At 60.8% G+C, this 17,235-nt stretch carries 16 protein-coding genes; 10 read left to right on the top strand and 6 right to left on the bottom strand.

All coding sequences use genetic code 11. The features are described from left to right. The first annotated feature begins 10 nt into the window (after nt 1–10). The gene (locus ATU_RS03300) at nt 11–1,054 is read left to right on the top strand and encodes a YeiH family protein (protein WP_035256280.1); all 1,044 of its coding nucleotides are present in this window, start codon (nt 11–13) and stop codon (nt 1,052–1,054) included. Nucleotides 1,055–1,079: 25 nt separating this feature from the next. On the opposite strand, the gene ATU_RS03295 is transcribed toward ATU_RS03300, so the two are convergent. Together ATU_RS03295 and ATU_RS03290 are read right to left on the bottom strand one after the other, a co-directional pair. Beyond that, nucleotides 1,080–1,523, bottom strand: a complete 444-nt coding sequence (locus ATU_RS03295; RefSeq protein ID WP_010972617.1) for a hypothetical protein — start codon at nt 1,521–1,523, stop codon at nt 1,080–1,082. After that, nucleotides 1,520–2,149: a DNA-3-methyladenine glycosylase I gene (locus tag ATU_RS03290; RefSeq protein WP_010971055.1), complete on the bottom strand. Its 630-nt coding sequence runs from the start codon at nt 2,147–2,149 to the stop codon at nt 1,520–1,522. The genes ATU_RS03295 and ATU_RS03290 overlap by 4 nt, the downstream gene beginning before the upstream one ends. Before the next feature lie 238 nt (nt 2,150–2,387). Between ATU_RS03290 and ATU_RS03285 the strand changes: the two genes are divergently transcribed. Both ATU_RS03285 and ATU_RS03280 read left to right on the top strand, forming a co-directional pair. Beyond that, entirely contained in the window at nt 2,388–3,164 is a 777-nt protein-coding gene (locus ATU_RS03285; RefSeq protein ID WP_010971054.1) for a L,D-transpeptidase, read from the top strand. A 259-nt stretch (nt 3,165–3,423) separates the two neighbouring features. Beyond that, nucleotides 3,424–4,083 carry an outer membrane beta-barrel protein gene (locus tag ATU_RS03280; RefSeq protein WP_006313139.1) on the top strand — a complete coding sequence of 220 codons (660 nt, stop codon included), beginning with the start codon at nt 3,424–3,426 and terminating at the stop codon, nt 4,081–4,083. On the opposite strand, the gene glcF is transcribed toward ATU_RS03280, so the two are convergent. The 3 genes from glcF to ATU_RS03265 form a co-directional block, all read right to left on the bottom strand. Further along, nucleotides 4,080–5,381: a glycolate oxidase subunit GlcF gene (glcF, locus tag ATU_RS03275; protein ID WP_010971053.1), complete on the bottom strand. Its 1,302-nt coding sequence runs from the start codon at nt 5,379–5,381 to the stop codon at nt 4,080–4,082. The genes ATU_RS03280 and glcF overlap by 4 nt on opposite strands. Nucleotides 5,382–5,396: 15 nt before the next feature. Beyond that, on the bottom strand, nt 5,397–6,599 hold the full coding sequence (glcE, locus tag ATU_RS03270; RefSeq protein ID WP_010971052.1) for a glycolate oxidase subunit GlcE: 1,203 nt from the start codon (nt 6,597–6,599) through the stop codon (nt 5,397–5,399). Between the two features lie 235 nt (nt 6,600–6,834). Further along, nucleotides 6,835–8,268: an FAD-linked oxidase C-terminal domain-containing protein gene (locus tag ATU_RS03265; RefSeq protein ID WP_010971051.1), complete on the bottom strand. Its 1,434-nt coding sequence runs from the start codon at nt 8,266–8,268 to the stop codon at nt 6,835–6,837. A gap of 111 nt (nt 8,269–8,379) precedes the next feature. Between ATU_RS03265 and ATU_RS03260 the strand changes: the two genes are divergently transcribed. After that, entirely contained in the window at nt 8,380–9,279 is a 900-nt protein-coding gene (locus ATU_RS03260) for a LysR family transcriptional regulator (RefSeq protein ID WP_006313134.1), read from the top strand. 165 nt (nt 9,280–9,444) lie between these two features. On the opposite strand, the gene ATU_RS03255 is transcribed toward ATU_RS03260, so the two are convergent. Further along, nucleotides 9,445–10,719 (bottom strand): DUF3422 family protein, encoded by a 1,275-nt coding sequence (locus tag ATU_RS03255; RefSeq protein ID WP_010971050.1) that lies wholly within the window; start codon nt 10,717–10,719, stop codon nt 9,445–9,447. Between the two features lie 291 nt (nt 10,720–11,010). On the opposite strand from ATU_RS03255, the gene ATU_RS03250 reads away from it, so the two are divergent. The 6 genes from ATU_RS03250 to ATU_RS03225 all read left to right on the top strand — a co-directional run bounded on the left by ATU_RS03250 (nt 11,011) and on the right by ATU_RS03225 (nt 17,138). Continuing rightward, nucleotides 11,011–11,784 (top strand): FadR/GntR family transcriptional regulator, encoded by a 774-nt coding sequence (locus tag ATU_RS03250; RefSeq protein ID WP_010971049.1) that lies wholly within the window; start codon nt 11,011–11,013, stop codon nt 11,782–11,784. Between the two features lie 103 nt (nt 11,785–11,887). Next, nucleotides 11,888–13,234: a glycosyltransferase family 4 protein gene (locus ATU_RS03245; RefSeq protein ID WP_162180296.1), complete on the top strand. Its 1,347-nt coding sequence runs from the start codon at nt 11,888–11,890 to the stop codon at nt 13,232–13,234. Continuing rightward, nucleotides 13,231–13,977: an HAD family hydrolase gene (locus tag ATU_RS03240; protein ID WP_010971047.1), complete on the top strand. Its 747-nt coding sequence runs from the start codon at nt 13,231–13,233 to the stop codon at nt 13,975–13,977. Before ATU_RS03245 ends, ATU_RS03240 begins: the two co-directional genes overlap by 4 nt. A gap of 296 nt (nt 13,978–14,273) precedes the next feature. Next, nucleotides 14,274–14,714, top strand: a complete 441-nt coding sequence (locus ATU_RS03235; protein WP_035256275.1) for an NUDIX hydrolase — start codon at nt 14,274–14,276, stop codon at nt 14,712–14,714. Nucleotides 14,715–14,876: 162 nt separating this feature from the next. Then, nucleotides 14,877–16,382: an inorganic phosphate transporter gene (locus ATU_RS03230; protein ID WP_010971045.1), complete on the top strand. Its 1,506-nt coding sequence runs from the start codon at nt 14,877–14,879 to the stop codon at nt 16,380–16,382. A gap of 18 nt (nt 16,383–16,400) precedes the next feature. Then, entirely contained in the window at nt 16,401–17,138 is a 738-nt protein-coding gene (locus ATU_RS03225; protein ID WP_035256273.1) for a 16S rRNA (uracil(1498)-N(3))-methyltransferase, read from the top strand. Nucleotides 17,139–17,235: the final 97 nt, after the last annotated feature.

The raw sequence follows: 17,235 nt of genomic DNA, 5'->3' as shown, positions 1-17,235 counted from the left end.
TTGTCGGCCCATGGCACAACATCGCACCCTCGCTCATCCGTTTCAGTTTTCGCTCCGCTGGCTCAGCCCGCTTCTGCCGGGCATTCTCATCTGCGCGGCAGTTAGCTGCGCCGCCATTCTGGCAGAGCGTTTTCAGGTGCGGATTGCGGGTCACGCCTGGCTTGGCGATCTGGTGCTTGCCATCCTGATCGGTACGCTTTTGCGTTCGTTGGTGTCGCTGCCTGTAGTCGCGTCGGCGGGTATAAAGTTCAGTGCCAAGACCCTGCTTGAAATCGCGGTGGCGCTTCTCGGCGCATCCTTGAGTCTTTCCATTCTCAAGGGCGCTGGCGGCTTACTGATTGGCGGCATCGCGCTGATCGTGGCGCTGTCGCTGGTCTTCAGCTATGCCGCCGGGCGGATGCTAGGCCTGCCGCCCAAGCTTGCGACGCTGATCGCCTGCGGCAATTCCATCTGCGGCAATTCCGCCATTGCTGCTGCTGCGCCCGCCATCGGCGCCAAGCCGGAAGATGTCGCCGCCTCGATCGCCTTCACCGCGGTTCTCGGCGTTGTCGCCGTGTTGCTGATGCCTTTTCTACCGCAGCTGCTTGGCCTTGATGCGACCCAATATGGCATCTTCGCCGGCCTCACGGTCTATGCCGTGCCCCAAGTTCTGGCCGCCACCGCACCGCTTGGAGCCGTGGCCGTGCAGACGGGCACCATCGTCAAGCTCATCCGCGTGCTGATGCTGGGTCCGGTCATCGCCACTCTCTCCGTCATCCACGGTCAGTCCGGCAAGGGACGCCTGAAGCTGCAACAGATGGTTCCGTGGTTCATCATCGGTTTCGTGCTGATGATCATGGCGCGCTCCTTCGGCCTCATCCCCGAGGCGCTGCTTTCCCCCGTAGCCTCGCTCTCCAACATCCTCACCATCATGTCGATGGCGGCTCTCGGACTATCGGTCGATATTCGCAGTCTTCGCCATGCCGGTGGCAAGGTCATCATTGCCGCCAGCCTGTCGCTCGTGTTGCTGGGTGTTCTGAGCTTCGGCCTGATCCTGCTGACGCAGGCGGCCTGAGCAGCCTAGGTCTTGCTGCTGAGCTTTATTTACCGGTGCTGACCGTCAATATGTAATGCGCGCCGAGCCCACGCCGCGGAGAACCCAGGATCAACGTCGGGCGGATCAGCCACTCCGTATCCGCCTTCGGCGTCAGGGTTGCAACCTTGCCCTGGGAATCGCTGAAGAAGATCGCGTCCTCATCCGGCGTCGAAAAATCGAAGACAGCCATCAGCACAAATTCGCTGGAGGCTGCAAGCTCGATCTTCACCGTCTGCCCCGCCTTCACCTTCAGCCGATAGACATCGCCACGCCCGCGCCGCGTCCAGCCATCCAGCGTCAGCGGTCCCGCCGGAGGCAGGGCCACTTCCTTCAGGCTTTCACCGTCATCGAGCCAGATGCCATCGACATTGCGGCTTTCCGCCAAGGATGGATGCGGCACGGCGGCGGCGGCCATGGTGAGCGCCAGAAGAAGGGAGGTTACCTTCATGGACGTACAAACTCCCGCCGCATGACCTCTATCGGCTGGCGGCAATGACAGCCTTCGATATGGTCGTTGACCATACCCATGGCCTGCATGAATGCATAGACGGTCGTCGGGCCGACGAAGGTCCAGCCCCGCTTTTTTAAATCCTTGGAAAGGCGGATGGAGGCGGCGCTGGTGGGGTTGGCCCTTAACGTCGCATAGTCCAGCCTTTGCGGCCTTTCTGCGGCGGCGGGTTCGAAACCCCAGAAATAACGCGCGAGCGAACCGAATTCATCGCGTAGCGCCATGGCACGGCGGGCATTATTGATGGTGGAAACGATCTTGCCGCGATGGCGGATGATGCCCTTGTCGGCAAGGCAGCGCTCGATATCGGCGTCACCGAACTCCGCCACTTTTTCGAATTCGAAATTGGCAAAGGCAAGCCGGAACGCCTCGCGCTTGCGCAGGACAGTGAGCCAGGAAAGCCCGGACTGGAAACCTTCGAGGCAAATCTTCTCGAACAGGCGGCGATCATCGGTCACGGGATAACCCCATTCCTCATCGTGATAGCGGCTGTAGTCGTCCAGCCCCTGCTGCCAGAAACACCGCACGCGGCCATCCGCACCCGTCTCAAGTCCCGCTTCAATCATTCCCGCGACCACCCTTTTCCACTTCTGCCCGCAACCGGTTTGAACAACGCGCTTACCACTCATTCACCACGTTTCAAAACCGGGCGCTAACCTTAAATCCAGCTTTCCTTAACCAAGCGCTTTTTAATGAACAGCCATTTACGATTCGCTGGCGTGGAGGTGCGAACGTATCCGGCAAAGCGGGTGAATGATCCCGCGATTTCCATTGTTGCGACATCCCGCAGAGAGAGTCCACCCGATGCCGATGAAGTCCGTTTTTCTGGCGCTGAGCCTCGTTTCCACCCTCGCCGTCCCGGCCGCGATGGCCAATGAGCGGTATCGCGAGCGCCCGCCCGTCGTCGTCAGCCCGGACCTTTCCGCCCCCTGGGTTACCCAGCTTGGCGGCCGCAGCAATGTGCGCCCCGTGGTTTATCCGCGCGCGCCTGCCGCCCGCCAGCCGCTGTTCCAGCAGCGTCAGGTCGCCATGCCGCAGCGCCCCAGTTCCGGCGTCACATCGCAGCGTCCGGCGCGGGTGCAGAATGCCGCCGTGCGCCCCAACGCACCGATGCGCACTCAGATCGCGCCGCAATTCCTGCCGCAGATCGTCAGCTATCAGACCGCCGAAAAACCCGGCACCATCGTCATCGATACGCCGAACCGCTTCCTCTATCTCGTCCTCGCCGATGGCAAGGCCCGGCGTTACGGCGTCGGCGTCGGCAAGCCCGGCTTTGAATGGGCCGGAACCCACAAAGTGACCCGCAAGGCAGAATGGCCAAGCTGGACCCCACCGAAGGAAATGATCAGCCGCGAGGCGACCAAGGGACACTACCTGCCGGCCTTCATGGAAGGCGGCCCGGCCAACCCCATGGGCGCACGCGCCATGTATCTCGGCTCGACGCTTTACCGCATCCACGGCACCAACCAGCCCTGGACGATCGGCAGCAACAATTCCTCCGGCTGCATCCGCATGCGCAACGAGGATGTCACCGATCTTTACGAGCGCGTCAACGTCGGAACCAGGGTCATAGTGATATGACAGCAACGGTTCGGCCATTCCGGACGTAGTAAGGCCGGCATAAGGTCTTATCCGCTTGAATTGCTGTCTCGCAGCGGTACAATCCTCACTTGAATTAAACGAACTTGGCGGGGGACGCCAGGCGCCGGACCTCTCCGGGGGGATGATGGAACGGCCTTAAGACGGGTGGTCAGCTGACCGCCCGTTTTTCGTTTCTGTCATTCAACTGTTATCAAAAAACGGTTTGGTGCATTTCTGATATCAATTCGGATTCTCTTAAATGTCGCGCCATACTTTACTTGTTTGCGCCCTGCTCTTCAGCGGCGTCTCCTTCTCCGCCGCAACCGCAGGCGAATTTGAAATTTCCGGTTATGGCGGCTGGCAAAGCGCGCCACACAGCGATGTGACGGTGTCCGACGGGCCGGATTTCCGCGCCGGATGGGAAGGCAAGTCCTTCTCCAACCCGCCCTATTGGGGCGTGCGTGGCACCTACTGGTTCGATGAGGGCCAGCTGCGGAATTTCGGTATCTCGCTCGATTTCACCCATGACAAGGTCTATGCGGACGACGAGACGCTTGCCCGTTCCGGCTGGTCGCATTTCGAATTTACCGACGGCCTGAACCTTCTGACGCTGAATGCACTCTATCGCTTCCCGCTGGAATCCCTGCCGATCACCCCTTATGTGGGCGCCGGCGTCGGCATTAACGTGCCGCATGTGGAAGTGTACCGCCCGTCAGGCAAGACCTTCGAATACCAGTTCGGCGGCGCCACCCTGCAGGCACAGGCCGGGCTCAGCTACCGCATCACCGACAGCTGGTCGACCTTCGTGGAATATAAGGGCACCTATTCCTTTATCGACGTGGATATCGACAATGGCGGCTCGTTGAAGACCGACGTCATCACCAATGCGGTGAATTTCGGCGTGGCGTATAAGTTTTAAACCAAAAGCCTCGCCGGCTTCGGCCCGCCATAAGCCCAGTCCAGCAGTTCCACCGTGTGCAGGATCGGCATATCCGTACCGGTTCCGATCTGCGTGATGCAGCCGATATTGCCTGTCGCAATGACATCCGCCCTTGTGGCTTCGATATTTTTCACCTTGCGCGCCTTGAGCTTGCTCGAAATTTCCGGCTGCAGGATGTTGTAGGTTCCAGCCGAGCCGCAGCACAGATGCCCTTCCGCCGGATCACGCACCGTGAAACCTGCCGCTTTCAAGAGCTGTTTCGGCGCCAGCGTAATCTTCTGGCCATGCTGCATGGAGCAGGCGGAATGATAGGCGACCGTCAGCCCTTGGCTCTGCCTTTGCGGCAGATCGAGGCTGGCGAGATATTCGGTGATGTCCTTCGCAAGCGCCGAGACACGCGCGGCTTTTTCGGCATAGGCTGGATCGAGCCGCAGCATATGGCCATAATCCTTGATGGTGGTGCCGCAGCCGGACGCGGTGATGATGATGGCGTCGAGACCGCCCTCTTCCATCTCCCGCATCCAGACATCGACATTCCGCCGGGCGGAGGCGAGTGCCTCTTCCTCACGGCCCATGTGATGCACCAGCGAACCGCAGCAGCCCTCGCCTCTTGGCACCACGACCTCGATGCCGAGCCGGGCGAGCAGACGCAGCGTCGCCTCGTTGATTCCAGGGTCGAGCACCGGCTGGGCGCAGCCGGTGAGGAGGGCAACGCGCCCGCGCTTTTCGCCTTCCGCTGGGCGTGCGCCCGGACGGGCGGATGCGGAGGCCGGCGGCACCGCAGCGGGGGCAAGAGCGAGCATGGATTGCAGCGGCTTCAGCGCCGGAGACTTGGCAAGCAGACCCGAGAAGGGCCGCGCCAGCCTTGCCAGATGCAGAGCCAGCCGGAAGCGGCCGGGATGCGGCAGGACGGCAACCAGAAGATTGCGGATCAGCCGGTCCATGGAGGGGCGCTTGTATGTCTGTTCGATGTGGGCGCGCGCGTGATCCACCAGATGCATATAATCCACGCCGGAGGGACAGGTAGTGGTGCAGGCAAGGCAGGAGAGACAGCGGTCGATATGGGTGACCACTTCGCGGTCGGCCGGGCGGCTGTTTTCCAGCATGTCCTTGATGAGGTAGATGCGGCCGCGCGGGCTGTCCAGCTCATTGCCAAGCGTGACATAGGTGGGACAGGTGGCAGTGCAGAAACCGCAATGCACACATTTGCGCAGGATTTTTTCGGATTCCGCCACATGCGGATCGGCCAGCTGTTCTGATGTGAAGGATGTTTGCATGGTTCAGACCGCCCCTTATACCGTTACAGCCATCTTGCCGGGGTTGAAGATGCCCGCCGGATCGAGCTTCTCCCTGATACGCGCCGAAAGCAGCGCTTCTGCCGCAGGCCGCGGTTCGAAAGCGGCGACCGAGGCGCGCACGGCGTCGCTCGCCCTCAACAAGGTTGCATGGCCACCGCCCAGCGCCCGGATAGCACCGCGCAGCAAATCCGCCTCGGGGTCCGCTTCCATCTGCATCCAGACGAGGCCGCCCTGCCAGTCGTAAAAGGCGTCGATGCCCGCTTCCATGCGCAGCGCCGCGACCAGCCGGTGGCCGGCGGCGGGTGCGACCGAGACTTTCCAGAGCGGTTTGGCACCCTGCCCGGCATAGGGTGCGACGTCACGCACCTGCCGCCACAAAAGCCTGCTGTCCTCGCCCTCCAGCAAAGTCCATGGACCGACCCGATCCATGACCGACAGAAGTTTGGCCGCGCGCGCTTCCACCGAGGCGGCGAGCCCTTCCAGCCGCAGAATGGTTGCCGGGCCTTCCGGCAGGGCGCCATCGATGAAGTGGGAACGCACGCTTTCCGGCAGGTGCGCCGCGCCAGAGACCTCGACGCTCATCGCCATCGCCGCCGCCATGATGCGTGTCGCCGCCTCGTCATCCAGCCCGGATACGACGACGGTTTTTTCCGCCGGCGGTTTCGGCAATACGCGGAAGGTCACTTCGGTGAGGAAACCGAGCGTGCCGAAGGAACCAGCGAGGAACTTCGAAAGGTCGAGACCGGTGACATTCTTCATCACCCGGCCGCCGGCCTTGATGATCTCGCCGCTGCCATTGACGAAACGGATACCGAGCAGGCTGTCACGCGCCGCACCGGCCACGTAGCGGCGCGGACCGGAAACATTCGCGGCAAAGACACCGCCGATGGTCGGCTCGCCTTCGGTTGCCATGATCGGACGGTGGTCCATCGGCTCGAACGCCATCATCTGCCGGTTTTCCGCCAGCGCCGCCTCGACAGCGGCGAGCGGTGTGCCGGCCCTGACGGTCATGACCATTTCGGCCGCGTTGTAGGCGACGATGCCAGCCATTGCGCGGGAGGAGAGCGCTTCAGCTGCGGCCACCGCATTGCCGAAACCGGAGCGGGTGTTGCCGCCGATGATTTTCAGCGGGGTTTTTCGGGTCGCGTGGTCGCGGATGATGTCGGCGACCTGGATTTCTGCGTAGGGGGTCAGCATGGGGTGCGCTCCGAGCAAGAGATAGCGAGGTTTGCGCAAGCGATACCCCCCTCTGCCCTGCCGGGCATCTCCCCCACAGGTGGGGAGATCGACTCGCGGCGACGCCGCGCGTTTCTCTGCGGTCGAGATAGAGCGACGCGAGCGCATCTTGCCGATCTCCCTCCTTGTGGGGGAGATGCCCGGCAGGGCAGAGGGGGGTAAGCCACACCCGCAAGCGTCACAAATCCCACTCCCATCACCCTCTCCCCTCCAGCGGAAACACCTTGGAAGGGTTCATCAGCCAGCCCTCGTCAAAGGCCGCCCGCACCGCCATCTGCTGGGCAAGATCGGCCTCGCCATATTGGTGGCGCATCAGGTCGCGTTTTTCGATGCCTACACCGTGTTCACCGGTGAGACAGCCGCCGGCATCGACGCAGAGCTTCAATATTTCATTGCCAGCCTCTTCCGCGCGGGCCGCATCGTCAGGGTCATTGGCGTTGAACAGGATGAGCGGGTGCATGTTGCCATCGCCGGCATGGAAGACATTGGCAACGCGCAGGCCGAGACGGTCGGTAATTTCGCTGGTCTTTTTCAGCACATAGGAAAGCTGGGAAAGCGGCACCGTGCCATCCATGCAGATGTAATCCGCGATACGGCCGGTTGCGCCGAAGGCGGATTTGCGGCCCTTCCAGATGGCCGCAGCCTCCATAGCCGACTGACATTCTTTCACCGTCTTCACACCGTGTTTTCTGGCAATGGTGACGATATCGGCCAGCATGGCGTCCATTTCCGCCTCGGAGCCTTCGACCTCGATGATCAGAAGCGCACCGACGTCAAGTGGATAGCCCGCCTTGGCGAAGGCCTCGCAAATCTCGATGGCCGGTTTGTCCATGAATTCGATTGCAACAGGGATGATGCCGGCGCCGATGATATCGGCTACGCAGGAGCCCGCTTCTTCAGAGGTCTCGAAACCGAACAGCACGGGCCGCGCCCCTTCCGGCCTGGCGATCAGCCGCACCGTCGCTTCCGTGACGATGCCGAGCTGGCCTTCCGAACCGCAGACGAGAGCGAGAAGATCGTAGCCTGCGGCATCGAGGTGATTGCCGCCCAGTTCCAGCACCGTGCCATCCACCAGCACCATTTTCACGCCAAGCAGATTATTGGTGGTGACACCATATTTCAGACAATGCGCACCACCGGAATTCATGCCGATATTGCCGCCAATGGTGCAGGCGAGCTGCGAGCTGGGATCGGGCGCATAAAAAAAACCCTCAGCCCCGGCCGCATCGGAAATGGAAAGATTGGTGACACCCGCCTGCACCCGCGCCGTGCGATTGTAAAAATCAAGATCGAGGATCGCGCTCATCTTCGAGAGGCCGATCACGACAGCATCCTCTTGCGGAATAGCGCCACCGGACAGCGAGGTGCCGGCGCCGCGCGGCACGACGGGAATGCCGTAACGGTGGCAATATCTCATCACTGCCGCCACTTCTTCCGTCGTTTTCGGCAGTGCTACGGCCAGCGGCAGGCGGCGATAGGAGACGAAGGCATCGGTTTCGAAAGGCACGAGCTCGCGCGGCTCGTGCACAAGACAGTCCTCCGGCAGGATATCCTTAAGGTCGGCGATGATGCGGTCGCGGCTCGCGACGACCTTGGCGCGCGGCTCCAGAAACTTGATCGGCTGAGTCACCGCCCCTCCTCCATGCACGTTCCTCCAACTGGTATTCTTTCTTTACCACTTTGAAACGGCGCAATCAAATGTTATGGATTTTTTCCATTCTGGAAATAATCGGAGGCAACTATGGCAAATCTGGGTGATCTGGAAGTCTTCGCAAGCGTTGCCGCCTCCGGCAGCATGTCGCTGGCCGCCAAGGAGCTTGGCTATTCGCCCGCCGTGATTTCCAAACGCATCAAGCGGCTGGAAGAAAAGCTCGGCGCACGGCTTTTCCAGCGCACAACGCGGCAAATCTCTTTGACCGAAGCCGGGCAGGGATTTTACGAGCGGGTGCTGGCCGTGCTGGCGGGGCTTGAAGAAGCCGAGGACTTTGTGTCCGGCCGGGCCAACACCGTCAACGGCACGCTGAAGGTTTCCGCCCCCACCTCCTTCGGGCGCATGCATATCGCGCCACATCTGAAGGGTTTCATGGAGCGGCATCCTGACCTCTCGGTCAATCTGGTGCTCAGCGACGAGTTCATCGATATTATCGAAGGCGGTTACGATCTGGCGATCCGCATTGCCGATCTCAATTCCTCAAGCCTCGTCGCCCGCAGGCTGGCGCCGGTGCGGCGTGTGCTCTGCGCCTCGGCTGATTATGTTGTCGCGCACGGTATGCCCGCGACAATCGAGGATCTGAAGAAACACCGCTGCCTGCCGGCGCACAATAATGACATCTGGCGACTGGAGGGACCGGGCGGCGCGCTCAGCATTCGCCCGGAGGGCATGCTGGTCACCAATTCGAGCGAGGTGATCCGCGAGGCGGTGATATCAGGGCTTGGTATCGCGCTGCGTTCGACATGGGATATCGGCCATGAATTGCGCAGCGGGAAACTGGTACAGGTGCTGCCCGGTTATGAGGGGTCGCGCAACGTGACGCTGTCTGCGGTCTATCCGAGCCGGCAGTTCCTGCCTGCCAAGGTGCGGTTGTTCATCGATTATCTCGCCGGGCTTTATGGGCCGTCGCCCTACTGGGAACAGGGCTAAGGCGGTTAAGTCGCGCCGTCACCACCAATCTTCCCTCATCCCTGTGCTCGTCACAGGGATCCAGCCAGCCCAAGTCCTTGGGCTGAAAAGAGTCTTCCCTCTGCGCAGACGCGCGTCGACTGGTTTCCTGTGACAAGCACAGGAATGAGGGAGGTAGGGCGTCGTTCAATGTCCACCTTCCGCATGGGAGCGGCGGATGCGGCGCACGACCCACCAGACACCAAGCACCGCGAAGGGAACGGAAATGCCGGTGACGACGGCCGGATCGACCGGCAGCACGTCATGGCTGATCGCCTTGGTGAGATAACCGATGAGCCCGACGACATAATAGGAGATCGCCGCGACTGACAGGCCTTCCACCGTCTGTTGCAGGCGAAGCTGCATGGCGGCGCGCTTGTTCATGGTGTTGAGCAGCACGGTATTCTGCCGCTCCAGTTCCACGTCGATCCAGCTTCTGACGAGCGCAGTGGCGCGATAGAGCTTGCGCGACAGGTTGGCCTGCCGCTCCTCCACCGACTGGCAGGTGCGCATGGCCGGCGCCATGCGCCGTTCCAGAAAGCTGCCCATGGTCTCATGGCCCTGAACGGGCGTTTCCGCGAGCGCCCGGATGCGTTCGCGCACGATGCCGTCATAAGCGCGGCTCGCGCCGAAACGATAAAGGCTGAGCGCGGCATTGGCCTCCAGCTCGGCGGCGAGCCGGGTCATTTCGGCCAGCAGCGCATCCGCCTCGTCGCGCGCGTCGCTCTTCATTCGCTGGGTGATGCCGGTGAGGCCATCTTCGATGCGGCGAATTTCCGGCGACAGCGTCTGCGCCATCGGCAGGCCGAGCATGGCGAGCGTGCGATAGGTCTCGATATCGAGCAGCCGCTGCACCAGCGCGCCGCGGCTGTAATCACTCAAGCCCCGGTCGATCACCAATATCTGCGTCAGCCCATCGCGATCCTGACGGAAATCGGTGAGGATCGCCGCCTGCCCATCGCGCACATCGCTATGACAGAGGCTGGTCGGCTCGAACATCGCCTGCGCCTGGGAGGTGACACCGTTTTCCGGGCGGATTTCCAGCCGTACCCCCGAGATCAGCGAGCCCGGCGGCGAAAAGCTGTCGCCGAAAGGGTCGCCGGCAATCTCGCCGCCAAACTTTTCCGGCGCGGGGCCGTCCCAGAACCAGGTCGAGAATTCCGTGTGCCGCTCCCAGCGCAGCGTCCCCTGCCCCCAGGGCATGGCGTGGTGGCGGGCATCACGTTCCGGCGGCGCGACACCGCGGCTGCGCGACATTTCCGCAATGACCGAATGGTGCACGGCCGAGCCGCCATCCATCATGAAGGCAAGCTGGACGATGATGCGCGACGGGGCAAGCAGCACGGTCGGCCGCGCATGAACCTCGCCCAGAGCCAGCGATCTCTCCGGCGCGCTCGCGAATGCAAATCTACCCTTGGCCATTGCGATACCGTCCCCGCTATTGTCGCCGGATTTCTAAAACATCGATTGCAATGAAAACATCGCAATCGAAGCCGATGTAATTGTTTTGATCCACCTGGCAGAAAAATCCACCATCATCACCCTGTCCGACTCTGCTTTAACAAAAGCCAATTCGAAAAGGCAGATGCCGCGTTGCCGCAGGCACGGCACCAAGCGAGGGGGAACTGGATAGAATAATTGACCAGTACGATGCTTCGCTGATAATTTGCCGCTCATCACATACGGGGCGGCATTTCGCCGGAGAGTTCTGCGATGGACGAAACGCTTTTTGCGCGCATCGAACACAGCCGCACATCGCGGGAGGTGATCTTACGTTTCGAGGAACTGATCCTCGACGGCATATTGCGCGATGGCGACCGGTTGCCTGGCGAGCGGGAACTGGCGCAGAAGCTGGATGTATCACGCCCGATCCTTCGGGAAGCGCTGAAGGAACTCGAAAACCGCGGTCTTCTCACCAGCCGGCATGGCGGCGGCACCTATGTGGCCGATATTGTCGGCCCGGTGTTTTCCGACCCATTAAGTGCACTGATCACCCGCCACAGCCGGGCGACGCGGGATTTTCTCGAATACCGCCGCTACATTGAAGGCATGACCGCCGAACTCGCCGCCCAGCGGGCAACGGAACCGGACAGGCGCAACCTTGCGGCCATCGTCGAGAGAATGCGCGAAGCGCATGAGGCGGGCCGCTTCGAAGAGGAGCTCTCGGGCGATGTGGAATTCCACAACGCCATCGGCGAGGCGGCGCATAATATCGTGCTGATGCATACGCTACGATCCTGCTACCGGCTCCTGAGCGACGACATCTTCTATAATCGTCACCTCATTTTCACCATCGCCGGCGCCCATGATGAGGTGTTGCGGCAGCACATCGCCATCCATGACGCCATCGCCACCGGCGATCCGGCAGCGGCAAGGGCGGCGGCGGAAGCCCATATCGACTTCATCATGGAGACGACATCGAGAGCGCATCAGGCGCGCGAATGGGACCGGATTTCCCGCCTGCGACAGCAGCAACGCAGCAGCTGAAAACGCCCTCCGGCGAAATCTGCAATCCATTTTATTCCGGTTTTTATGGAACCTTTTGTGCTCTTCGGTCTTTTTACCGGGTTAATTGGAAAAATTTACCAAGATGGGACCCATGACAACCACGAGCGAAACTGAACGCTATCCGCGGATAGCTCTCATATCGACGCATGGCTATGTCGCCGCACACCCGCCCCTGGGCGCTGCCGATACCGGGGGGCAGGTGGTTTATGTGCTTGAGCTTGCACGAAAACTCGGCCAACTCGGTTATACCGTCGATCTTTACACCCGACGCTTCGAAGACCAGCCGGAATTCGACGAGGTCGATGAGCGCGTCCGTGTGGTGCGCATTCCCTGCGGCGGGCGCGATTTCATTCCCAAGGAATATCTGCACCGGCACCTGATGGAATGGTGCGAGAACGCGCTACGCTTCATCAAAAAAAACGACCTCAATTACTCCTTCATCAACAGCCACTACTGGGATGCCGGCGTGGCCGGGCAGCGGCTCTCCGAAGCACTGAAAATCCCCCATCTGCACACGCCGCACTCGCTCGGCATCTGGAAGAAGCGCCAGATGGAGACCGATTATCCGGAAAAGGCCGATACGTTCGAGCTTGAGTTCAACTTCAAGGAGCGCATCCAGCACGAGCTGATCATCTATCGCAGCTGCGACATGGTGATCGCCACCACGCCGGTGCAGCTGGACGTGCTGATCGAAGATTATGGCCTGAAGCGCAAACATATCCACATGATCCCGCCGGGTTATGACGACAACCGCTTCTTCCCCGTCTCGGATGCGACGCGTCAGATGATCCGGCAGCGTTTCGGTTTTGAAGGCAAAGTGGTGCTGGCACTCGGTCGGCTCGCCACCAACAAGGGCTACGACCTGCTGATCGACGGCTTTTCCGTGCTTGCCGAGCGCGAGCCGGAAGCCCGCCTGCATCTGGCCGTCGGCGGCGAGAATATGGACGAGCAGGAAACCACCATTCTCAACCAGCTGAAGGAGCGGGTGAAATCGCTCGGGCTGGAAGACAAGGTGGCTTTCTCTGGTTATGTCGCGGACGAGGATTTGCCGGATATCTATCGGGCTGCCGATCTCTTCGTGCTTTCCAGCCGCTACGAGCCCTTCGGCATGACCGCCATCGAGGCCATGGCGAGCGGCACGCCGACCGTCGTCACCATCCATGGCGGGCTGTTCCGCGCCATCAGCTATGGGCGACATGCGCTGTTTGCCGATCCTTTCGACAAGGAAGATCTCGGCATTACCATGATGAAGCCGTTCAAGCATGAACGGCTCTACGGGCGGCTTTCGCGCATGGGAGCCCACAAGGCACGCAGCCTGTTCACATGGACCGGAATTGCCCAGCAACTTCTCGCGCTCGTGGAAGGCAGGACCATGATGCCGGTTCTGGAAGAAGCCGACTGGGCCGAACCATGGAATGACGGCGATTGAAACCGCTTCGTCTTCTTTCCACCGATCTTGACGGAACCGTCGTCGGCGATAATGACGCCACGCGGCGGTTCCGCGATTTCTGGCACGCACTGCCGGATGATCTTCGCCCGGTTCTGGTCTTCAACAGCGGCCGGTTGATCGACGATCAGCTTGCCCTTTTGGAAGAGGTGCCGCTGCCGCAGCCGGACTACATCATCGGCGGTGTCGGCACCATGCTGCATGCAAAAAAACGCAGCGAACTGGAAACCGCCTATACACAGTCGCTCGGCACCGGTTTTGACCCGCGGAAGATTGCCGATGTCATGAACCGCATTGCGGGCGTGACGATGCAGGAGGAGCGTTATCAGCACGGCCTGAAATCGAGCTGGTTCCTGCATGACGCCGATGCCGCCGCGCTCGGCGAGATCGAGGCCGCGCTTCTGGCCGCCGATATTGACGCTCGTATCGTTTATTCCAGCGATCGCGACCTCGACATATTGCCGAAGGCCGCCGACAAAGGCGCGGCACTTGCATGGTTGTGTGGACAATTGCGCATCGGCCTCGACGAATCAGTGGTCTCGGGTGATACTGGCAATGACCGTGCGATGTTTGAGTTGAAGACTATCCGCGGCGTGATCGTGGGCAATGCCCTGCCTGAGCTTGTCTCGCTGGCGCATCAGGACAATCGCTTTTTTCACTCGACCGCGAAAGAAGCGGATGGCGTGATCGAAGGCCTGCGGCACTGGGGACTGAACCCCCGCTAAAGCAGTACCGGCCATAATTCATAGCGGATTTGCATTCTGAATGGCTTGAAGGCAGGCAGAGAGCGCGTTACCGCATCGGGCTGTCCGGCCGGGGAACCACCCGGTCGCAACTTTGTTCGCAAATCGCCCACATCCCTTGCCCAAATGCTTCATCAGCATGAAGACAGTAGTGGGTTATGGGTAAAGGGGGATTGGCGTAACTTGCAGCGTCTCTATATTAGCAATTATCACTACCCGACGAAGAGGATTTATTCGGATTGAAGATTTTGAATCGATTGGCGACAGATGTTGGCTTGATGTTGCGCAGACCGCCGCGACAGCAATATGCGGCGCTGTGCTATCGATTGTCCAAGAGCAATCCGGAGCCGGAAGTGCTGCTGCTGACCAGCCGTGACACCGGACGGTGGGTCATTCCCAAGGGCTGGCCGATGGCCAACAAAAAGGCCCATGCGGTGGCCGAACAGGAAGCCTATGAAGAAGCCGGTGTCAAAGGCACGGTTGAAAAGGCGCCTTTCGGTTATTACGAATATGAGAAGAAGCTGAACAGCGGCATCAACGTGCCATGCAAGGTTCAGGTGCATCTGCTCGAAGTTTCGGAAATGCGCGACAGCTTTCCGGAAAAGGACGCGCGACGGCTGGAATGGGTCAGTCCCAGGGAAGCCGGAAAACGCGTCAACGAGCCGGAACTGAAAGCGCTGATGCTCGCTTTCGACAAGCGGATGGCGCATTCGCAATAGCGCCGTCGCCCGAAGAGTGGCAATGTGGAGTTTGGTTCTCCGACATCTGCTCTTCCCGTCTTTTCTTTTGGAAAGATGTGCGCGATGTAACAGTCTTTCTGTAAATTGCCTTCAACCTGCGACGCTGCCGGACGAAAGGGAATGCTGGCAAACGAGGTGTGAATGGCAACGAAGCCGCCATCGAACATGAAGCCGACGCTCGACAAGGATCTCGACAAGATTACCCGTGTCGAAGAAGCGACGCTGCATGTCACGCAGCAGCTTGCCGGCCTTGGCGCGGGGTTCATGTTCGTTGTGCTCGCGGCCGTCTTCGCCGGTGCTTTCGTCACCGGCACCGCGGGCTCGGTAATCATCATCGCGGCCGTTGCCCTTGGCGCCTATATGGCCATCAACATCGGCGCAAATGACGTGACGAACAATGTCGGCCCTGCGGTCGGCGCCAAGGCGATGCCGCTAGCGGTCGCGCTCATCGTCGCCGCCATCTGCGAGATCGCCGGCGCGCTGATCACCGGCGGCAATGTCGTCGAGACGATTTCGAGCGGCATCATCAACGTTGAGACTATTCCCGACAGGACTGCATTTTCCTGGGCGATGCTTTCGGCGCTTCTTGCTGCCGGCCTTCTCGTCAACATATCGACCTGGACCCGGGCGCCGATTTCCACCACGCACACGGTGGTCGGCGGGGTTGCCGGGGCGGGCATGGCCGCCTATGGGGCAAAAGCGGTCGAATGGCTGTCGCTGGGCAGTATCGCCTTTGCCTGGGTGCTCGCGCCCTTCATCAGTGCCGCCATCGCCATCGCCATCCTTACTTTCATCAAGGAATTCATCGTTTACCGCGACGACAAGATCGACGCCGCGCGACGGTGGGTTCCGGTTCTCATTGGCCTGATGGCTGGCGTTTTCATGGCCTATCTCATCTGGGTCGGATTGCGCCAGCTGATGCATGTCTCGCTTGGTCATGCCAGTATCATAGGGCTGGTGACCGGCCTTCTCGCCTGGCGGCTCTGCGTGCCGATCATCCGCAAACAGTCGGAAGGACTGGAAAACCGCAACCAGTCGCTTCGGATACTGTTCCAGTGGCCGCTCGTTCTCGCCGCCGGCCTGATGTCCTTTGCCCATGGGGCAAATGACGTGTCGAACGCCATCGGTCCTGTCGTCGCCATCGTGCGGGCCCTGCACGATGAAGCGGTGCAGACATCCGCGCGCGCGCCGCTCTGGGTGATGCTTGTCGGTGCCTTCGGGCTGTCCTGCGGCATTCTTCTCTATGGCCCGCGCCTCATCCGCCTTGTCGGTGAACAGATCACCAAGCTCAATCCGATGCGCGCCTTTTGCGTTTCCGTGGCAACGGCGCTGACCGTTCTCGTCGCCTCGCGTTTTGGTCTGCCTGTTAGCACCACCCATACGGCAATCGGCGCGGTGTTCGGCGTCGGCTTCTTCCGCGAATGGTACACACAGGCGTCAAGGCGGCGGCAGGAACTCGTCCAGTCAGGCACGGGCGAACCCCGCCGCACCCCTAGATATCTGGACAATCCCTCCGAGGTGCGCCGCCGTTATCTTGTCCGGCGCTCGCATTTCATGACGATCATCGCCGCCTGGGTGGTCACCGTTCCCGCAAGCGCAACACTTGCGGCGCTGCTCTACTGGCTCCTGTCCTTCCTTTTCCTCTGACGCTGAAACCGAAATCCCATGCGCGCAAATTTCCGGATGCAACGCCTGTTCATCGAAGCCTCCCTTTCCGAGGGTGTGGCGCAGGAGGCGACGGGCGAACAGTTCAACTATCTCGCCAATGTGCTGCGCATGACCGACGGCGCGGAAATCCTGCTGTTCAACGGCCGCGACGGCGAATGGAAAGCGAAGCTCTCCTTTCCGAGCCGCAAGAAGATTAGCCTCGTTCCGCTCGAACAGACGCGGCCGCAACCGGATGCCGCGGAGCTGCATTATCTCTTCGCCCCGCTGAAAGTCGGGCGCATGGATTATCTGGTGCAGAAGGCGGTGGAGATGGGTGCTGGCCTGTTGCAGCCGGTGATGACGCAGCATGTTCAGGGCAAGATCCACAATAGCGAAAAACTGCGCGCCAATGCCATCGAGGCCGCCGAACAATGCGGCATTCTGTCCCTGCCCGAAGTGGCAGAGCCGGTGAAGCTGAAAGAGATGCTGGAGACCTGGCCGGAAGACCGTCGCATCATCTATTGCGACGAAGGCGATGCGGGCCAAAATCCGCTGCCGATCCTGCAGGCCGTCAAGGAACGCAAAATCGCGCTGCTGGTCGGCCCGGAAGGCGGTTTTTCCGAGGAGGAACGGGCGTTGCTGCGCAGCCTTGCCTTCGTCACCCCGATCCCGCTCGGGCCGCGCATATTGCGGGCCGACACGGCCGCCGTCGCCGCACTCGCCGTCATTCAGGCTGTTATCGGCGACTGGAACTGAGGGGCACCATTGCGCTTCATGCATCTTTAAAAGAAATTCATTTGCCACCGGATACGATCCGGCCCTATCTGCCAATCATATGCCTCGCGGCAACATT

The organism is Agrobacterium fabrum str. C58 (genome assembly GCF_000092025.1).
Taxonomy (GTDB): domain Bacteria; phylum Pseudomonadota; class Alphaproteobacteria; order Rhizobiales; family Rhizobiaceae; genus Agrobacterium; species Agrobacterium fabrum.
Note: the sequence above shows the minus strand (reverse complement) of the source record. Positions and strands in the feature narration are given on the sequence as shown.

What these genes read in the sequence shown, in the direction of transcription:
- ATU_RS03300 (WP_035256280.1), top strand. Translation starts at nt 11, where the DNA reads ATGGCACAACATCGCACCCTCGCTCATCCGTTTCAGTTTTCGCTCCGC.
- ATU_RS03295 (WP_010972617.1), bottom strand. Translation starts at nt 1,523, where the DNA reads ATGAAGGTAACCTCCCTTCTTCTGGCGCTCACCATGGCCGCCGCCGCC.
- ATU_RS03290 (WP_010971055.1), bottom strand. Translation starts at nt 2,149, where the DNA reads ATGATTGAAGCGGGACTTGAGACGGGTGCGGATGGCCGCGTGCGGTGT.
- ATU_RS03285 (WP_010971054.1), top strand. Translation starts at nt 2,388, where the DNA reads ATGCCGATGAAGTCCGTTTTTCTGGCGCTGAGCCTCGTTTCCACCCTC.
- ATU_RS03280 (WP_006313139.1), top strand. Translation starts at nt 3,424, where the DNA reads ATGTCGCGCCATACTTTACTTGTTTGCGCCCTGCTCTTCAGCGGCGTC.
- glcF (WP_010971053.1), bottom strand. Translation starts at nt 5,381, where the DNA reads ATGCAAACATCCTTCACATCAGAACAGCTGGCCGATCCGCATGTGGCG.
- glcE (WP_010971052.1), bottom strand. Translation starts at nt 6,599, where the DNA reads ATGCTGACCCCCTACGCAGAAATCCAGGTCGCCGACATCATCCGCGAC.
- ATU_RS03260 (WP_006313134.1), top strand. Translation starts at nt 8,380, where the DNA reads ATGGCAAATCTGGGTGATCTGGAAGTCTTCGCAAGCGTTGCCGCCTCC.
- ATU_RS03255 (WP_010971050.1), bottom strand. Translation starts at nt 10,719, where the DNA reads ATGGCCAAGGGTAGATTTGCATTCGCGAGCGCGCCGGAGAGATCGCTG.
- ATU_RS03250 (WP_010971049.1), top strand. Translation starts at nt 11,011, where the DNA reads ATGGACGAAACGCTTTTTGCGCGCATCGAACACAGCCGCACATCGCGG.
- ATU_RS03245 (WP_162180296.1), top strand. Translation starts at nt 11,888, where the DNA reads ATGGGACCCATGACAACCACGAGCGAAACTGAACGCTATCCGCGGATA.
- ATU_RS03235 (WP_035256275.1), top strand. Translation starts at nt 14,274, where the DNA reads ATGTTGCGCAGACCGCCGCGACAGCAATATGCGGCGCTGTGCTATCGA.
- ATU_RS03230 (WP_010971045.1), top strand. Translation starts at nt 14,877, where the DNA reads ATGGCAACGAAGCCGCCATCGAACATGAAGCCGACGCTCGACAAGGAT.
- ATU_RS03225 (WP_035256273.1), top strand. Translation starts at nt 16,401, where the DNA reads ATGCGCGCAAATTTCCGGATGCAACGCCTGTTCATCGAAGCCTCCCTT.